The organism is Vibrio harveyi, from assembly GCF_030060435.1.
GTDB classification, from domain to species: domain Bacteria; phylum Pseudomonadota; class Gammaproteobacteria; order Enterobacterales; family Vibrionaceae; genus Vibrio; species Vibrio harveyi.
Window position 1 is genome coordinate 210,064 of record NZ_CP125876.1, and the last position, 16,365, is coordinate 226,428.

Below are 16,365 nucleotides of genomic sequence, written 5' to 3' on the forward strand. Positions count from 1 at the left end.
AACAAAGCGATGTACGACTATTTGTGTTGCCTTGCTGAGGAACACATTGTCACGGAAGACGATAAATTGGTGTTTGATGCACTCAAACACAATGACATTCAGCATGCGTGTCAGGCAATTCGTGAGACGAAAACCGGAGAGGTGGAATACCAACACCTCACATTACGTTTTGGGTCACGTGGTGAGCAGAGCGTGTATCAATTTGAACTTTCTGAGCAAATGCTGTTTTGCTTAGATCTTTACAGCTTGTATCTCGCGCTTCGCCAAACTCAATTTCAGTTGGAAGCGTTTCATCCCGATTTGATCAGCAACGTGGTCGTGCCAATTCATGTCGATGCGCTGCTTTGGCAGCCTGGCGCGCACTTTCTTGAGCAAATGATTCAGTTTCACAATGCAGGATTTCAACATGTCGTGCCATCTCTGCAAGCAGATAAAGCGCTCTGCTTACACGAACGCGTTGGTACTTTGGTTGAGCAGCTCAAAGAAAACGCCTTTGCACTCTGGTTCGAGATCGCGACAAATCAAATTCACTTTGAGCATATTGTGGATTTCGAGCCAGACATGATTAAGTTATCTGTGACGATAGAAAACAAAGAAGATCAACATGCGTTTTTACCTATTGCTCGTTTCCTACGTCGCAATCAATTTCCATGGGTAGCAGGGCGTGTCGCAAGCCAAGTAGAACTCAACCGCTACCGTTTATTAGGCGCGAGTTACTATTTCGGATACTTCAGCGATATTCCTACGTCACTGTCTTTTCAATCGTTTGATGACGAATAAAGTAAGAATGCCGTAGAACAATAAGGGCGAATTCTAAATTTAGAGTTCGCCCTTTTTTATACCCGGTCGTGTCGAGACGATGGGTTCAGCGAGGTTGATTTAGTTTGTAAACATGAAGGACTTAGTTTGTAGATGCGATGGCGATTTAACGGTCTACTGGGTCTAAATCAGCGATTTTCTGGAATGGGCATCACCAAAAACCATCAAAATGAGCCATTTGGAAAAAATATTTAACTTTCTAATTAATCATTAAAACCAATTAACCGCCTCTTGTTAGTGAGCAGGGAAATTCCCGAGGCCTGAAAAGATATTGAAAACCAAGGAGACTTACGATGGCTTTATCTATGCACACTAACTACGCTTCACTTGTTACGCAAAACACGCTGAACAACACAAATGGTCTATTAAACACTGCAATGGAGCGTTTGAGCACAGGCTTCCGTGTTAACTCAGCGGCTGACGATGCTGCAGGTCTGCAAATTGCTAACCGACTAGAAGCACAAACTCGTGGCATGAACGTAGCAATGCGTAACGCACAAGACGGCATCTCAATGATGCAAACTGCGGAAGGCGCGATGGACGAAATGACTAACATCGTGTACCGCATGAACGACCTAGCAACACAGTCGTTGAACGGTTCAAACAGTGCTACTGACCGCGCATCTCTTGATAAAGAATTCCAAGAGCTAACTAAAGAACTTAACAACATCGTTGACAACACTAAGTTCGGTGGTCAAAACCTTCTTAAAGGCGGCGGCTTCGGTGCAGGCGCAGTATCATTCCAAATCGGTTCATCTTCAGCTGAAACACTATCTGTAGACGCAAGTACTGGTATTGGTGAAATCACTACTATCCTAGCTGACGCAGCAATCACTGACGGTGTTGGTGACGCAGCTAAAGCGAAAGCAGCTCTTGATAAAATCAGTGGCGCTGCTGGTCTAGTTGAAAAGATTGGTTCTTCTCGTGCAGACTTCGGTGCGAACATCAACCGTCTAGAACACACTATGACTAACCTTGGTAACATGGTTGAGAACACTACTGCAGCGAAAGGCCGTATCATGGATGCAGACTTCGCAGCAGAATCTTCAAGCATGACTAAGAACCAAATGCTTATGCAAGCTGGTACAACGGTTCTTTCTCAAACGAACCAACTGCCTGGTATGGCAATGTCGCTACTACGTTAATAGTCCCCTTCTATTAACTAAAAGGTTACAACATTTAGTTCGTCTGAAAGCTCTAAGCCTCCCATTCATCCGGGAGGCTTTTTTCGTTCACATAGGGTTGATTTATACCTATACCCAAGTGACTTCAAGATGCAGGATTCAGAGCGTTGTCATTGATTCGAGAGCAAGGAAAACAACGCAGTGTAATAGCAAGCTCTTTCCAAGTTGTTTGACGCGGCCATTGTTTGACTAAAAAAGCGAGTCAAAAACACGCTCCCAAAGGGCACTCTTTGTAAATAGTAAGGGCCTTGGCTTGTATACTTTGTTGTCGATTATTGATTTAGACCCACTAAACCTTTAAATCGCCGCCGCATCTACAAACCAAGTCAGTCTCGCTGAACCTAGCATCTCGAGGTTACTTGGGTATAAATGAAAAACCGCCACGAAAAGATTTATTAACGACGAATGTAGATACTACTTGCACCATTATTTTGATTGGCAGGGACACGAAATCCAGCTTTGAGCATGGTGTTGATCAGCACCTTATTAAACAGCTCAAGCTCCGCAGATTCCGCGCCATGAGTCGGATGGTAAGATTTAAGCTCAGGGAATCGCGAAACCGCTTCAATACGAATACTCGCCAACTCCTCAGCATTAATACTCTGTTTACTGCGTAGTTTGGTTCCAATGAAGGCTTCGTATGCACGGGCACACTTCATAAGTCTAAAAACAAAATCATTCATTACTGTCGTTCTTTTTTGGATCTAATTGAGGAATAGCCGGACGTTATACCCAAGTGACTTCAAGATGCAGGATTCAGAGCGTTGTCATTGATTCGAGAGCAAGGAAAGCAACGCAGTGTAATAGCCAGCTCTTTCCAAGTTGTTTGACGCAGCAATCGGGTCAATGACACGCTCCCAAAGGGCGAGCTGCCTTGGCTTGTATACTTTGTTGTCGATTCTTGATTTAGACCCACTAAACCTTTAAATCGCCGCCGCGTCTACAAACCAAGTCAGTCTCGCTGAACCTAGCATCTCGAGGTTACTTGGGTATAGCAACCACAAAAATTGCAGGGGCATAAGATAGCAAAAACAGTTCTCTTATTAGGGTCAGAAAAATCTGAAACACTTAGCAGTAAACCCCGAAATCCGCTCACTATGCGTACAGCCTCATAGCCTCGTTTTCTCCTCTCGATACCCAACTTATTCTCACTCAACCAAGCCTCTCAGGTTACTCGGGTATTGCGTTAAATCTTTGCCTATTTTTGGTCGCCTCTTCTATTTGGGAAACCCCAAGAGTATTCAGGGGAAGAGCGGAACCAACAGGTGGAAAATCCGCTTCCTCCCAACTATACAAAATCATCGTAATGCATTGTTTTATATAGACTTAAGCATTAGGCACGCATCTTGCGATAGACAATTTATTAGTGGCACTGCGACAGCTCGCAGTGCCAACCACAGATGAGAGAGGGAGCGACCTCATGAGTTCGTTAGATCCAATAAGCATGGCAACCCAATTCGCCACGTTAGATGTTCAACCATTTCAGCAACGCTACAAGCTACAAACAGACAAGTATCAATCTCAATTAACGGCGTTGGGCAAAGTAGAAACCGCTCTGCGAGACTTCCGCACCGCCGTTAAAGAGATGAACAGCAGCACCAACAGCGTTATCAAAAACAAAGCTACGACATCTCAAGAAGGCTTTTTTACTGCTGACGCCGATGCTAAAGCTTTGGTGGGTAACTATCAGATCTTCGTTGAGCAAGTTGCAACCTCACACCAGATCTCTACGGGTATGCCTGCGAGCTTGGATGCATCGACAGAAATCCCTGCTGTGGGTTCTTTAGATTTCACCATCAACGGTGAAAGCATGAGCTTGGACTTATCAACCGTTGATAGCGACAGTGACGGTAAAGCAACCATGACCGAGCTGGTTAGTGCAATCAACAACGATGCCGATAACCCAGGCGTTAACGCCACACTTGTACGTTCTAATGGTCAAACTCACTTCATGTTATCTAGCACCAAAACAGGTGTCGCAAACACAATCAATGTGAGTGCATCGGGTACTGGTGAAGCATGGTTTGAAAATGCTTTCACTAGCACGACTGAGATTAGTAAACCTCAAGACGCTGTCATTTGGCTTGGTGCAGAAAGCAGTGGTCTAAAGCTAACTAACGCGAGCAATACTTTTGAAGGCGTGATTGATGGTGTCGACCTCACAGTAACAAAAGCGCAAAAGTCAGGTGAAACACCGATTGCACTTGAAGTGGGCACAGATTCAGAAGGCACAAAAGAACAAGTTGATAAGTTTGTTGAAGCATATAACTCATTGATTTCAACCATCGACGAATACACCAAAACAGGCGGCGAAGATCAAGCACGCGGCGTACTTGCTAGCGATCCAACCATGCGCTCTATCGAAAGCCAAGTTACGAGCCTAGTTCGTGGCGAATACGGCGGCATGCGTTTGAGTGAAATCGGCATTACGTTAGACCGTTCAGGAAAAATGAAAGTCGATCAAACCAAGTTCAACGAAGCTCAAAAGAGCAACAGTGCCGCACTAGAATCCATCTTTAACGGCGATGGTGCACTTCTAGATTCACTGGATGACATGGCTGAACCTTTCCTGAAGTTCTCTTCTGGCACATTCAAATCTCGCAAAGATGCACTACAAGCCAACCTTGGACGCATCGAAGATAAGCAAACCACGTTAGAGCGCAAGTACGAGATGTCGTACAAACGCTACATCAAACAATTTACCCAAATGAACACGTTAATGACGCAAATGAACCAAACCCAGTCGTTGTTTGGTTAAGGCTTTAGGAGAACTACTCATGCTCATGGATTCCGGCTACGACTCGTACCAGCAAGTCGATCTTGATGCGCAAGCTGCATCAGCAAACCCACATCAACTCGTTGTCATGTTAATCGACGGCTTACTCGATGAAGTTGAACGTATACGTGGTCACCTAGCTGCCAACCGACTTGCGGAAAAAGGCGCAAGCATTAACAAATGCATGAACATCCTCATTGGATTAAGCAGTGCTTTAGATGAAGAGAACGGCGGTGAAATTGCTGATAACTTACGCCAACTTTACGACTTCTGCCAAGTAGAGCTGTTCTACACCAGCGTACAAAACGACACATCACGTTTAGACAACGTTGAACGTGTCATGGGTAACATTCGAGAAGGTTGGATGAATTTTGGACAGCAAGCATAAAGTGTCGCCAGAGCGATTTCGCCACTTGTCAAAACTGATCCAAATCGCCACTAAAACGGCTGATTGGCGAGCTCTCAAGCGCTACGACTTACAGTTGCGAGAGCTGCTTATTAGCCACAAGCCATTCTTGAAAGATCCAAAACTGGCGCCGGAAATCCAACGAGCGAAAGCAGTGCACGCGAGTGCTTTTACTACGTTGGAAAAAGCCACCAGCGAGCTAGAGCAAGAAATGAGTTCGGTGAGTAACCAGCAAGAGCGAGCCATGGCGTATCAACTTGCAATGACCATGGAGCTAACACAATGATGGTAACCAATTCAATTTCTGGCGGTGTTGCTTCTCAGCCAACGCAAGATGGGAAAGTAATGCAGGCACGATCCGAGCAAGGTTTTTCTGCATCATCTTCTCAAACTCAGCAAGAAGCGCTATCCGGTCACGTTCCTGTACCCGGCTTTCGTTTGAATGCACAAGCGTTGCCTAAAGCGCCTGCCGATACAGAAACAACCGAGCAAGGTTCAAGTTCTGAAGATGCCCCGGTGGATGCCATACTCAGTTCTCAAGCTCCAGCGACACCAGCCAATTTAGCAGCTCAAGCACAAGCTCTGATGCAAGGCATGGTGAAAGCAGCCGGCAAACAAGGCGAATCTGGTCAAGTTACGACCAAAGCGATAAATGGCTCAACGCAAGCAACCAGTACGGCAACTCAACCACACTCTACACTGGGAGCGGCGACGCCAACGTCAGAGAATCAAAGCATAGCTAAAGCTAGCGCCACAAATCAGGTCAAAGTATCTGCAGCAGATTTGCAAACACTCCTTAACCAGCCAGTTCAGGGACAGCCTTTGACGGCTAATGCGCAAGTGCAGTCACCGACTGCTCATGCGGCGCACACCAATCCTACGACGCCGCTCGCAGCAACCCAAGCTCAGGGGTCGGAATGGGCGGCAGTTCGTGTCGATACCAGTTCTGGTAAATGGGGTGAGCAGATGATGCAGGTACTTCAAGACCGCGTGACGTTGCAAGCACAGCAGAACCTGCAAGAAGCCAAGATTCGTCTCGATCCGCCAGAACTCGGTAAGTTGGATCTATTGGTTCGTGTCGAGGGAGATCGCTTAAGCGTGCAAATCAACGCTAATAGCGCCGTAACACGCGAAGCATTGATGCAAGTTTCAGAACGCTTAAGAACGGAACTTCAAGAGCAAAACTTCGTTCATGTCGATGTCAATGTCGGCTCGGATCAAGGTCAAGAGCGACACGCGCATGATGGCAACCAAGAAGAGGCATCTATCTTTGCCGCTCGCGAATCCAACACCTTTCAATCTAATACAACAACAAACTATTCAGAGCATTGGCTAAACACTCAAGCCTAATGAATCACCGAGGAAAAAGGTTATGACCAAACAACAAATGATCGCCCTGTTTATCGCCATGATCATCACCAGTGCCCTCGTTTCCGGAGTCACTGTGATTGGTGGTATTTGGTATCTAAACAAAAGCGCACAGTCAGTATCATCGGCGTCCAGTTTCAACGATTATTTAGAGGACTCCCCACTGGCTTTTCTAGCGGTCGAGCAACCAACGAGTAAAGGACCAAGCTTCCATCCGTTGGAGAGAGTGGTATTGACTATCAAAGGTAAAAAACAAACGCACTTTGTAATGTTAGAGCTAGCCTTAGAAACACGTCGCCCTGAGCGAATCAAAAGCATCGATGACTACATGCCTATGGTGCAGAACTCATTGCTTAAGCTATTCAGCGATAAAACATTCGATGAGCTACAACAAACAGGCGCTATCGACACTTTGCAAAGTGAGGTGAAAGAAACCTTGCTACTGGCATTCGCAAAAACTGACATCGTGCGTGATATCGATGATGTTCTGCTAACCAAATACGTTGTGCAATAACGGGGCACAACTATGTTGGAGATGAACTTACAGGAAAGTTATACCGAGACGGAGGAAGTAAACACGCCGTCTCGCCCGATTGACGAGAATGCGCTATTGCAGCGTCATCAGATCATGGTCAAACGTGTTGTGAACCAACTGCGTGTTCATGCAACGTCTCATTGCAGCATCGAAGATATGCAACAAATTGGTCTAATTGCTCTTGTCGAAGCGGGTCGTCGTTACGGGGATGTGGAAGATCCACACTTCCCTGCTTTCGCCGTTTGTCGTGTTCGTGGTGCCATTCTCGATGAGCTACGCCGATTGGATTGGCGATCGCGCAAGACACGTCAGCAAGCGCATGAGCTGAACGACGTAACCCGAGATCTCACTCGTGCTCTTGGCAGAATGCCCACCGATGCCGAGATCATCAAAGCCCTCGGCACCGATGAGAAAGATTACTACAACCGTCAAAACGCGGCGCTTGCAGGCGAAATGCAAAGTCTCGATCAGTTGATGGAAAGTGGTAATGACAGCCACTTTGGTGGTCAATATGACGGTATGGAACATGAACATATACGTCGTAGCTTAGACAGTGCTCTTGGCAAAATGCCAAAACGAGACCAACTGTTGCTGACCTTGTTTTACCAACACGAACTCAACCTACATGAAATCGCGCTCGTGCTTGACCTGACACCACCTCGCATCTGTCAGTTGCACAAACAAGCGCTTAAACAACTTAACCAATTAATGTCCTCTTAGGAGTCACGAGATGCAAAAGTTTTTTGGAGCCATTACTGTCCTGTTGTGTGTCTTCGGCGGATACATGTGGGCAGGCGGTAATCTGGGTGCAATCTGGCAGCCCGCTGAATTTATGATCATCATTGGTGCCGCTGCTGGCTCACTGATCATTGGTAACCCTCCGCAAGTCTTGAAAGAAATGCGTCAGCAATTGCGCGCAACCATTTCAGGTCCTGACGAAGAATATGAATACTACATGGAGTTAATGGCGCTGCTTAACAATCTACTAGAGACTGCTCGCAGCCGCGGTTTTAAGTTTCTCGATTCACATATTGAATCACCAGAACAGAGCTCTATGTTCCTCGCTTATCCAAAAGTAAGTGACGACCATCGTCTTATTTCTTTCATTACTGATAATTTACGTTTAATGGCAATGGGACAAATGTCGCCTCATGAATTAGAGGGACTGTTAGAACAAGAAATCGAAGCAATTCAAACCGAAATGCTGTTGCCATCGCGCTCTATGCAACGCACGGCAGAAGCACTTCCTGGGTTCGGTATTCTTGCTGCAGTTGGTGGCATCATCATTACTATGCAAGCCATTGACGGTTCGATTGCCCTAATCGGTTATCACGTTGCTGCTGCCCTCGTCGGTACATTCATTGGTATTTTTGGTTGTTACTGTTGTTTAGATCCACTCAGTAACGCCATGGCTCAGCGAGTGAAACGAAACATGACGGCTTTCGAATGTGTGCGCGCCACTTTGGTCGCTTACGTTGCGAAAAAGCCAACATTGCTCGCTATCGATGCTGGTCGTAAACACATTCAGTTAGACATCAAACCTACTTTCAACCAAATGGAGAAGTGGCTATCTGAACAGGAGGGATAATGCAAAAACAAGAGCATGTGGTGTTCAAACGCGTCAAAGCACACAACCATGATGAGTTTCATGGTGGCGCGTGGAAGGTCGCGTTTGCCGACTTTATGATCGCTTTGATGGCGCTGTTTCTTGTACTTTGGGTCATGCAGGTGGTCGACAAGGAAGAGCGAAAAGCCATTATGGCTCACCTTCATAGCTCGAGTGTCTTCGATAAGAGTTACGGTAACCCTTTCGATACCTCGCAAAGTATCTCTCCAATCGACTTGGCACAGGACTCTTCTGTGCCAAGTAAACACAACTCGAATCATGTCGTGAGCTCGTACTTCCAAGGTGATGGCGATGGTCCAGAAATCGACTCGCTGATCCCTGGTAACTTCGATACACAAGAGCAACTTGCTCTACTGGCGAAAGTCATCGATGAAGTGGTAGGTCAAATCAGCGCGCAAGGTAACGTCAACGTAACCATTACGCCACAAGGTCTACGTATCGCACTGCAAGATGATTACAAGCAGCACATGTTCAGTCGTGGTGGCGCGGAGTTGACCCCTTTCTTTGAAGATTTACTGCTTGCGCTTGCACCTGTGTTTGAACGCATCAGCAACCCATTGATCATCAGTGGTCATACTGACTCTACACCTTTCAAAAAGCACTTTGGTCGACAATCAAACTGGGCATTGTCCGCGTCTCGTGCCGACGTTGCGAGAAAAACACTTGTTGAGGGTGGCATGCCTGATGAGCGAGTCATGCAAGTCACGGGGATGTCCGATCGTGCGCTGCTTAACCCGGATGAACCAGATTCAAGCGAAAACCGCCGTATAGAGTTGTTTATTCTCACTACGCCCGCTGCTCAGGTTTTAGAAACCTTCTTCGGAGACCAGCAAGACAGTGAACTAGAAAAAGCAAAACAGAAAGCGGAGTTTAACCAGCCAGTGATAAGACAAGAAGTGATTCGTTATTCTGTTGAATCTGACAATCAAAAAGCCAAGATTCAAGACCTCTAAACCCAAAAAGGTCACCAGTTTCATTCCTTCTGCGTGACCTTTTTTTTCCCCCAATATCATGATTGCAGTAATTGTTTAGTTGAGTTCGATATGCCATTACCCGCGGCCAATAAGCCTAACAATGATTCGCTAAAGAAAGCGTTCCTTTGGCTAATCGTTTTTGATTATCTATTGCTGGGATTCTTTCTTACTCAGTTATCAAGTTTAAGCCTGAATAGCGGTACCATGATCAGTTTGCTGCTCGTTGTTTACAACGTCTTGCTGGTCTCATTCTGTTACCAGCGCACCAGCAATCATGACTCCTACATCATCTATCCAGTGTTATCTGCAACCTTGTTGGCGTTTGTCTTCTTCCTGTATTTTTTCTTTTTGGTATGAACTCGGGGCTATTGTCTCACGAGTTTTCGCCCTCTTAATCGCAACATCGCCAACGGAATATCAACCGAGTGGCACCATTTGTACGTTTTTAATCACGTGGCTTTTTAGCGGAGTCGCACAATCAGTGATCGTTCCAACCTCAATCCGACTTGTTTTCGAATAGACCGCAAGCACGTCAATACAAGCTTCTTCATGTTCTACTTGCGAAGGATTAGCACGGATAAAATCACGAATTTTGTCCACATAAATGGGATGTTCTGAGTACAAGCTCGCGAGCTTTTTTCTACCAATATACGTATGTTGATTTGCGTCTCCGATTGGGAATAACACGCCTTTATGTCCACGCTCTAAATGGTAATTGCAGTTGTTGCAGCTCTTCACCTGAGCGAGAGTTAACGTATTTTCTTCATCCTTGAAAACTTTGATATTGGTTTGGGTTTGATTAAGAGCAGCACTACTTTTTGTGTCGGCTTTTGAATATTCAATCTGTCCGACCAAGCTGGATTTTTTACTGACTAAGAATGCCGTATCAACCCCTGAGGCACTAACAAGATGACTGTCGACGGGCTTAGCGCTCGAGCATCCATTGAGAATAGCTAGTCCAAAGAGAAGAGTGAGTCCAAAGGGAAGAGTAAGTAGTTTTGATTTCATATCTGAATCCTTATTGAATGGGATAAGTGATACAAAAAGAATAAGTAAACCCATAAAGGATTAATTGTCATTGCATGCCTAAGTACATTGAGCAGACATAAAAAAGCCCAGTATAAAACTGGGCTTATATTCAATTTTTGCGCTCGAAGACGTTACTCAGCATCCATGCGATGCTTCTCTTGCACATATGCTTTTACGATCTTCTCTGCGGATAAGTCGATATCTTCAAGAGAAGTGTGACAACTTAGCACTGAGAACAACATAGTTTTCAGCCCTTTGTAACCCGAAGTAGAAGGGTAAAGCGTCCCTTCTTGCTGTAGTCGATGGACCACGCGTGCTGTCAGCTCGTTACGATACACCTCATCCCCTTCACCAAACTGTGCGGAGAAACGGTTGGACACAACATCATTCAAAATAGTAATGCCATCTACCGTTGAAAGCCTTTCTGCCATATGTTGTGCAAGCGAAGTACAACGATCAACATGCTCTTCAATGCCCTGTTTGCCAAGCGATTTAAACGCAGCGTAGACAGGTACACCGCGTGCACGACGCGAAGCACCAATGCCAAAATTAATGGCATTACGATCGGGTTTATCCATCGCATCGTTCAGGTAATCCCCCATATTACTGCCTCCCATCGCTTGAGCCAGCAAACCTGCATCCTTCACAATGACCATGCCCGAGTCATAAGGCATGTTGAACCACTTATGACCATCTGTATCGATGGAATCGACTCTTTCAATACCATCAAGAAGGTAACGATGTGTTGCACTTGCAGCCGCCCACAAACCAATCGCACCATCAACGTGTAGCCATGCATTGCCATGCGCAGCGACAGCGTCAGCAAGCGCGTGGAAAGGATCGAAAGCGCCAGAGTCGATACAGCCCGCTTGCGCACAAACTAAAGTTGGTCCTTCAAGTGCGGTGATCGTTTCCATTAAGTTGTCTGGAATAATGCGTAAGTTGTTGTCTGTCGGCACCTTAACAATATTTTCCAAACCAATACCGATCATTGAAAGAGCACGCTTAATCGTTGAGTGAATTTGATCACTTACAACCACATTAATGCACGGCGCACCATACATACCTTGAACAGCCACATCCCAACCTGCACGTTGTAATAGTGCATTACGAGCAGTGATAAGGCTGGTGTAAATTGCCTCTTGCGCGCCAGAAGTAAAGCCAATGCCAGAGTTAGGCGCCAAACCGAGTAGTTGAGTCATCCATTCAGCGGCCGTCTCTTCAACCACTGACAACGCAGGGCTAGCAACGTAATATGGTACGTTTTGGTCCCACGCGCTTACTAGCCAATCTGCCGCTAATGATGCAGGGAAAGAACTACCAATTGCATAACCAAAGAAACGAGGACCACCTGTTGCAATCAGACCGGCATCGACGTTCTTAACCATCTCATCAATCACCGCAGATGGATCCGTTGGCGTAGTTGGCAGCGCACCACCAATCGCTTTTCTCAGTTCCTGGGATGTCACACATTTGTCGACAGGTCGTTCATTTAATGACTCTAAGTACTCGACGGCGTGCTCGAAGGATTGGGTAAGCGGTGAACGGTACTCATGGAATCGATGGGACATTTTCGTTTCTCTCTCTTTAGTTTCGATGCCCTTCATCTTATTGATTGAGAGAAATATAAATTGTCATCCTGTGCCACAAGGTGGAATTGATGACCCTAACTGAAAAGCACATTTGCGCCACATCCCAAACCTCAAGTTTTGCGGTAAGCAGAAGGCGTCATGCCTATTTTCCGACGAATAAAACGAGTGAAATTGGCGGTATCGGCATAGCCCAAGGATGCTGCAATGGTCGTGATAGAAAGAGTGGAGTTTTTGAGCAGAGATAAACTGCGCTCCAACAGCAATGATTCCATCACTTGGCTGTACGTCACCTCACAATCATGCAGGCGTCGCTGTAACGTTCGTTTATGAATACCCAAAATTTGAGCCGCTTCCAAAATGGAAAATCGCCCAAAAGAAATATAGGGAAGAATCGCAAAACCAAACGAGGAAACAAACGAGGTTGGCACTTCACTGAGATCGGTACTCCCATCAAATCGCCCTTTATTCGGCATACAAATCGTTTTGTTTAACACGGCATCATCAAGCTGGATACCCGTTGCCGCTCGGTTGGTGTAAAACTGCACATGCTTTAATTGCCGGCAATCAAAGAAGCGTTCCATTTTGGTGCTCTTCACGCTCACACTTACGGTTTGCTGCCGATAGTTTGCAAGTACAGCAACCAGTTCATCCATAAAAATGAGACTAAACATCTCAGCATATTGATACCAAGGTTGGTTTTCCCCATCTTTGTACCTCGCAAACCATATACGATCGTGGTATTGCTCCAAGCCAAGACGTGTATTGTTCGAATATCGGTGCATCGAATGACAGAATACCTCAATGGCTTCAGCGACCGTCATTGTCGGCGTAAGGGCTAACTGTGCTAACACTTTGGGCACATACAAATCGCGACACAAGGTCCAAATGGTGTGAATAAATTCGTCGGTGGGGCAAGACTCTCCGAACGCTAAAAGCAGATTTCTAAGTATGGTTTCGGGCAGAAACTCAACGTCTGACATTTGAATGTCTTCAGGGGCTTTGCTTACTTTAATAAGCTGATGCACATCGATATTACTGTTGTCGAAAAGCGCTGCCAGATCGTGAACCCACTCTGTTCGAACAAGAGGAACGCCCTCAAATACAACCGTCATTTTCTTCCCTTTGCAATCATTCAAAAAGCCGAAAGGTAAAGAAAACACCATCGCTTGTCTTGTCATTTGGCGACAACGCAGTGATTCAAACAGCAAACTTATCTACCCGTTCTTAATATACCCAAGTACAAGAACAAAAAAGGAAGCATATTTGCTTCCTTGTTGTTTATCTGTAGATACGGCATTGAGGCACATTAAGCCAGCACATACTCGCTTATCATCTTGTTGAATGAGATTAGGTCGAACGAGCCTTTTATCTCAAAGCGCACTCGCCCAACCTCACTGAGAAAGAACTCAATTTCACAGTCTAAATCGAACGTGCCTGATGTCTCAATCGAGAAAGCATTTATCTTGCTATAAGGAAGCGACGTGTAATCCACTTTTGAGCCAGTGATGCCCTGAACGTTAGCAGCGATAACACGCTTGTTGGTGAACACCACTTGGTCACGGACGGTTTTAAAGCCAGCAAAAACGGTCTCACCGTCAATTAAGAACTTGTGAAAATCGTCGCGAACTTTAGAGACTTCTATTGGCTTAAGCTTGAATACCGAGGAACTGTCAAAATCGATCATGGCATTACCTTGTGTTTGAATAAGTAGGGTGACGACTCCATTAATAACAAAGTCTCTACAACGAACCTACTCATATTCATCACTTTTCTAACTCCATCTCGTTTTTGGGTTTCCAACGGCCTATTTCCATCCTTGTCGCCACTGCTGTGTATCTTTTAGATCATGCCAATCTAATTCACGCTCTCGCTTGGTCATAACCGCCTCAATCACACACCTCACGACATTGCCCTCTTCATCAAACTCCATTTCTGAAATGATAAAGTGCTTTTCTTTATTTACGGGTTGTGCCGCCGTCCATTTACTACGAAGCAATTTCTTAGGATGAATCCGATTCATAACGCCCTGCCATTCATACAAAAAACTTTGCTCTTCTTACGTATAAAGAGACAAATGCAATCACTTTCAAGGCAAGAAATTATTTTTGAAAAATTACGCTTTTTTCGATTGGTTTGATCTGTTTTTGCTGCGGTTCCTGTTAGTTTGAAAATTCGTTCAAACACAACAAATCAGACAACAACAATGAAAAAAACAACATTATTACTTGCTTCCGTAGCACTTGCAGTTTCTGGCGTCGCTCAAGCCGACAAGCTAGAAGACATTCAAAAATCAGGAACATTGCGTGTCGGTACAACTGGCGATTACAAACCCTTTTCTTACTATGACGGCAAAAGTTACTCTGGTTACGATATTGATGTCGCGAAACACATCGCCGAGCAGTTAGGCGTAGAGCTAAAGCTGGTTCGTACTACTTGGAAAGACCTGCTGACAGACCTTAACCAAGACAAATATGACATCGCGATGGGCGGTATTACACGTAAGATGCAACGTCAATTGAATGCAGAACAAACTCAGGGTTATATGACGTTTGGCAAGTGTTTCTTGGTCGCAAAAGGCAAAGCCGAGCAATACAACACGTTGGATAAAGTAAACCAAGCATCCGTTCGTGTAGGCGTTAACATCGGTGGCACCAACGAGAAATTCGCCGATGCAAATCTGCAAGATGCCAGCTTTACTCGTTTCGAAAATAACTTAGATGTGCCGAAAGCTGTCGCTACGGGCAAAGTGGATGTGATGGTTACCGAGACACCTGAAGGTCTATTCTATCAAGTCACCGATGAGCGTTTAGAAGCCGCACGCTGTGAAGACCCGTTCACCAAAGGTCAATTTGGTTACCTTATCCCGAAAGGCGAACAGCGCTTATTGAATACGGTGAATTTCATCATGGACGACATGAAGCTCAAAGGCATTGATGATCAATTTATGCACCACAACTCACTGAAGTAATTTATTAGCCGGCTTTTCCAAGCCGGTTTTTCTTGCTTCTTTTAGCACTTAACGCCATATTGTAGTGCTGCGCTAATTTTACCGCACTAACCATCTCCTGATGGCTCTAATATCAACCATGATTAATAGGTAAAATATGAAATTCTCAAGCACGCTCCCTCAAGCTCATGAGCAGCTTCTAAAAAAGATTCTTGCGGTATTTACTGCCGACCAACGCATCCTCGGCATTGGAGCGAGTGGCTCTTATGCTTCTGATTCAATGGATAAATACAGTGATTTGGACTTGGTTATCGCCATCAACCCTGATGATGTGGAATCGGTGATGACAGAACGCTTTGCACTTATCGACAAGGTAGAAGGACAAGTCGCGGCGTTCACTGGTGAGCACGTGGGAGAACCAAGGTTGGTCATCGCGATTTACGCACCTGATGCCATTCACGTTGATTTCAAATTTGTCGCACTGCAGGATGCAGCAGCACGCGTGGATCATACAAAAGTACTTTGGGAGCGCGATGGTCAATTATCGCAAGTCTTCACCACTTCGCAGCCCCATTACCCTCAACCAGATCCGCAATGGATTGAAGACCGCTTTTGGATTTGGGTCCATTATGGCGCGACCAAAATTGCGCGTGGTGAGTATTTTGAAGCAGCTGAGTTCTTGTCTTTCCTTCGTTCGGTTGCCATATCACCACTGGCTTTACAGCAACAAGGATTAACCCCTTCAGGTGTAAGGAAGATTGAATCCCGTTTGCCTGAGTTTAGTGAACAGTTAAAGCAGACCGTTGCGATGCCAGAACGCGACGCCCTTATTCCCGCATTCCAAAAGATCATTGAACTCTACTTAGCATTGCGAGAAAACGAGCAGGTCAGTATCAAACCACAAGCCCAACAGCTTTGTATGGATTATTTTACCCAAGAGCTAATGGGTAAGTAGAGACAGTAAAGGGGATAGTCATATCCCCTTTTTGTTGTACCCTCACGCTGTGCTGTTATACCCAAGTGACTTCAAGATGCAGGATTCAGAGCGCTGTCATTGATTCGAGAGTAAGGAAAACAACGCAGTGTAATAGCTAGCTCTTTCCAAGTT

Annotated in this window: 19 protein-coding genes; 13 read left to right on the plus strand and 6 right to left on the minus strand. The window is 45.5% G+C overall.

The features are described from left to right. Positions 1 to 9 precede the first annotated feature (9 nt). Positions 10 to 780, plus strand: coding sequence for an EAL domain-containing protein (locus tag QMY49_RS17405; RefSeq protein ID WP_029790758.1), 771 nt, complete (start codon positions 10 to 12; stop codon positions 778 to 780). Between the two features lie 332 nt (positions 781 to 1,112). Continuing rightward, positions 1,113 to 1,964: a lateral flagellin LafA gene (gene lafA, locus QMY49_RS17410; RefSeq protein ID WP_005448677.1), complete on the plus strand. Its 852-nt coding sequence runs from the start codon at positions 1,113 to 1,115 to the stop codon at positions 1,962 to 1,964. Between the two features lie 434 nt (positions 1,965 to 2,398). On the opposite strand, the gene QMY49_RS17415 is transcribed toward lafA, so the two are convergent. Continuing rightward, complete coding sequence (locus QMY49_RS17415; RefSeq protein WP_005448676.1) at positions 2,399 to 2,686, minus strand: hypothetical protein; 288 nt, start codon at positions 2,684 to 2,686, stop codon at positions 2,399 to 2,401. 737 nt (positions 2,687 to 3,423) lie between these two features. On the opposite strand from QMY49_RS17415, the gene fliD reads away from it, so the two are divergent. The 9 genes from fliD (at position 3,424) to QMY49_RS17460 (ending at position 10,046) form a co-directional block, all read left to right on the plus strand. Further along, entirely contained in the window at positions 3,424 to 4,761 is a 1,338-nt protein-coding gene (gene fliD, locus QMY49_RS17420; RefSeq protein ID WP_152164078.1) for a flagellar filament capping protein FliD, read from the plus strand. Positions 4,762 to 4,780: 19 nt separating this feature from the next. Continuing rightward, on the plus strand, positions 4,781 to 5,167 hold the full coding sequence (gene fliS / locus QMY49_RS17425) for a flagellar export chaperone FliS (protein WP_005448674.1): 387 nt from the start codon (positions 4,781 to 4,783) through the stop codon (positions 5,165 to 5,167). After that, positions 5,151 to 5,471, plus strand: coding sequence for a hypothetical protein (locus tag QMY49_RS17430; protein WP_005448673.1), 321 nt, complete (start codon positions 5,151 to 5,153; stop codon positions 5,469 to 5,471). The genes fliS and QMY49_RS17430 overlap by 17 nt, the downstream gene beginning before the upstream one ends. Next, positions 5,468 to 6,535: a flagellar hook-length control protein FliK gene (locus tag QMY49_RS17435; RefSeq protein ID WP_283315724.1), complete on the plus strand. Its 1,068-nt coding sequence runs from the start codon at positions 5,468 to 5,470 to the stop codon at positions 6,533 to 6,535. Before QMY49_RS17430 ends, QMY49_RS17435 begins: the two co-directional genes overlap by 4 nt. A gap of 22 nt (positions 6,536 to 6,557) precedes the next feature. Then, entirely contained in the window at positions 6,558 to 7,067 is a 510-nt protein-coding gene (locus QMY49_RS17440; protein ID WP_005448671.1) for a flagellar basal body-associated FliL family protein, read from the plus strand. A gap of 12 nt (positions 7,068 to 7,079) precedes the next feature. After that, positions 7,080 to 7,808: a FliA/WhiG family RNA polymerase sigma factor gene (locus QMY49_RS17445; protein ID WP_005448669.1), complete on the plus strand. Its 729-nt coding sequence runs from the start codon at positions 7,080 to 7,082 to the stop codon at positions 7,806 to 7,808. Between the two features lie 10 nt (positions 7,809 to 7,818). Beyond that, on the plus strand, positions 7,819 to 8,676 hold the full coding sequence (gene motA, locus QMY49_RS17450) for a flagellar motor stator protein MotA (protein ID WP_005448668.1): 858 nt from the start codon (positions 7,819 to 7,821) through the stop codon (positions 8,674 to 8,676). Beyond that, entirely contained in the window at positions 8,676 to 9,668 is a 993-nt protein-coding gene (locus tag QMY49_RS17455; RefSeq protein WP_005448665.1) for a flagellar motor protein MotB, read from the plus strand. Before motA ends, QMY49_RS17455 begins: the two co-directional genes overlap by 1 nt. Before the next feature lie 90 nt (positions 9,669 to 9,758). Next, positions 9,759 to 10,046, plus strand: a complete 288-nt coding sequence (locus QMY49_RS17460; protein ID WP_005448663.1) for a hypothetical protein — start codon at positions 9,759 to 9,761, stop codon at positions 10,044 to 10,046. A 60-nt stretch (positions 10,047 to 10,106) separates the two neighbouring features. Here the strand turns inward: QMY49_RS17460 and QMY49_RS17465 are convergent, their stop codons facing one another. From QMY49_RS17465 to QMY49_RS17485, 5 genes are all read right to left on the minus strand, one after another. Then, entirely contained in the window at positions 10,107 to 10,697 is a 591-nt protein-coding gene (locus tag QMY49_RS17465) for a hypothetical protein (RefSeq protein ID WP_283315729.1), read from the minus strand. Positions 10,698 to 10,849: 152 nt separating this feature from the next. Beyond that, a complete protein-coding gene (locus QMY49_RS17470) occupies positions 10,850 to 12,289 on the minus strand; it encodes a pyridoxal phosphate-dependent decarboxylase family protein (RefSeq protein WP_283315731.1) in 1,440 nt (479 codons plus the stop codon). A 131-nt stretch (positions 12,290 to 12,420) separates the two neighbouring features. After that, positions 12,421 to 13,488, minus strand: coding sequence for a helix-turn-helix domain-containing protein (locus tag QMY49_RS17475; RefSeq protein WP_283315733.1), 1,068 nt, complete (start codon positions 13,486 to 13,488; stop codon positions 12,421 to 12,423). A 128-nt stretch (positions 13,489 to 13,616) separates the two neighbouring features. Beyond that, on the minus strand, positions 13,617 to 13,994 hold the full coding sequence (locus QMY49_RS17480; RefSeq protein WP_005448655.1) for a PH domain-containing protein: 378 nt from the start codon (positions 13,992 to 13,994) through the stop codon (positions 13,617 to 13,619). Between the two features lie 120 nt (positions 13,995 to 14,114). Continuing rightward, positions 14,115 to 14,330 (minus strand): TIGR02450 family Trp-rich protein, encoded by a 216-nt coding sequence (locus tag QMY49_RS17485; RefSeq protein ID WP_005448652.1) that lies wholly within the window; start codon positions 14,328 to 14,330, stop codon positions 14,115 to 14,117. Positions 14,331 to 14,513: 183 nt separating this feature from the next. Between QMY49_RS17485 and QMY49_RS17490 the strand changes: the two genes are divergently transcribed. Together QMY49_RS17490 and QMY49_RS17495 are read left to right on the plus strand one after the other, a co-directional pair. Then, entirely contained in the window at positions 14,514 to 15,278 is a 765-nt protein-coding gene (locus QMY49_RS17490; protein ID WP_005448650.1) for a transporter substrate-binding domain-containing protein, read from the plus strand. Between the two features lie 136 nt (positions 15,279 to 15,414). Next, positions 15,415 to 16,212, plus strand: a complete 798-nt coding sequence (locus tag QMY49_RS17495) for an aminoglycoside 6-adenylyltransferase (RefSeq protein ID WP_101960123.1) — start codon at positions 15,415 to 15,417, stop codon at positions 16,210 to 16,212. Positions 16,213 to 16,365: the final 153 nt, after the last annotated feature.

What these genes read in the sequence shown, in the direction of transcription:
- QMY49_RS17480 (WP_005448655.1), bottom strand. Translation starts at nt 13,994, where the DNA reads ATGATCGATTTTGACAGTTCCTCGGTATTCAAGCTTAAGCCAATAGAA.
- lafA (WP_005448677.1), top strand. Translation starts at nt 1,113, where the DNA reads ATGGCTTTATCTATGCACACTAACTACGCTTCACTTGTTACGCAAAAC.
- QMY49_RS17415 (WP_005448676.1), bottom strand. Translation starts at nt 2,686, where the DNA reads ATGAATGATTTTGTTTTTAGACTTATGAAGTGTGCCCGTGCATACGAA.
- QMY49_RS17455 (WP_005448665.1), top strand. Translation starts at nt 8,676, where the DNA reads ATGCAAAAACAAGAGCATGTGGTGTTCAAACGCGTCAAAGCACACAAC.
- QMY49_RS17490 (WP_005448650.1), top strand. Translation starts at nt 14,514, where the DNA reads ATGAAAAAAACAACATTATTACTTGCTTCCGTAGCACTTGCAGTTTCT.
- QMY49_RS17485 (WP_005448652.1), bottom strand. Translation starts at nt 14,330, where the DNA reads ATGAATCGGATTCATCCTAAGAAATTGCTTCGTAGTAAATGGACGGCG.
- QMY49_RS17460 (WP_005448663.1), top strand. Translation starts at nt 9,759, where the DNA reads ATGCCATTACCCGCGGCCAATAAGCCTAACAATGATTCGCTAAAGAAA.
- fliD (WP_152164078.1), top strand. Translation starts at nt 3,424, where the DNA reads ATGAGTTCGTTAGATCCAATAAGCATGGCAACCCAATTCGCCACGTTA.
- QMY49_RS17405 (WP_029790758.1), top strand. Translation starts at nt 10, where the DNA reads ATGTACGACTATTTGTGTTGCCTTGCTGAGGAACACATTGTCACGGAA.
- fliS (WP_005448674.1), top strand. Translation starts at nt 4,781, where the DNA reads ATGCTCATGGATTCCGGCTACGACTCGTACCAGCAAGTCGATCTTGAT.
- QMY49_RS17465 (WP_283315729.1), bottom strand. Translation starts at nt 10,697, where the DNA reads ATGAAATCAAAACTACTTACTCTTCCCTTTGGACTCACTCTTCTCTTT.
- QMY49_RS17445 (WP_005448669.1), top strand. Translation starts at nt 7,080, where the DNA reads ATGTTGGAGATGAACTTACAGGAAAGTTATACCGAGACGGAGGAAGTA.
- QMY49_RS17435 (WP_283315724.1), top strand. Translation starts at nt 5,468, where the DNA reads ATGATGGTAACCAATTCAATTTCTGGCGGTGTTGCTTCTCAGCCAACG.
- QMY49_RS17470 (WP_283315731.1), bottom strand. Translation starts at nt 12,289, where the DNA reads ATGTCCCATCGATTCCATGAGTACCGTTCACCGCTTACCCAATCCTTC.
- QMY49_RS17440 (WP_005448671.1), top strand. Translation starts at nt 6,558, where the DNA reads ATGACCAAACAACAAATGATCGCCCTGTTTATCGCCATGATCATCACC.
- motA (WP_005448668.1), top strand. Translation starts at nt 7,819, where the DNA reads ATGCAAAAGTTTTTTGGAGCCATTACTGTCCTGTTGTGTGTCTTCGGC.
- QMY49_RS17495 (WP_101960123.1), top strand. Translation starts at nt 15,415, where the DNA reads ATGAAATTCTCAAGCACGCTCCCTCAAGCTCATGAGCAGCTTCTAAAA.
- QMY49_RS17475 (WP_283315733.1), bottom strand. Translation starts at nt 13,488, where the DNA reads ATGACAAGACAAGCGATGGTGTTTTCTTTACCTTTCGGCTTTTTGAAT.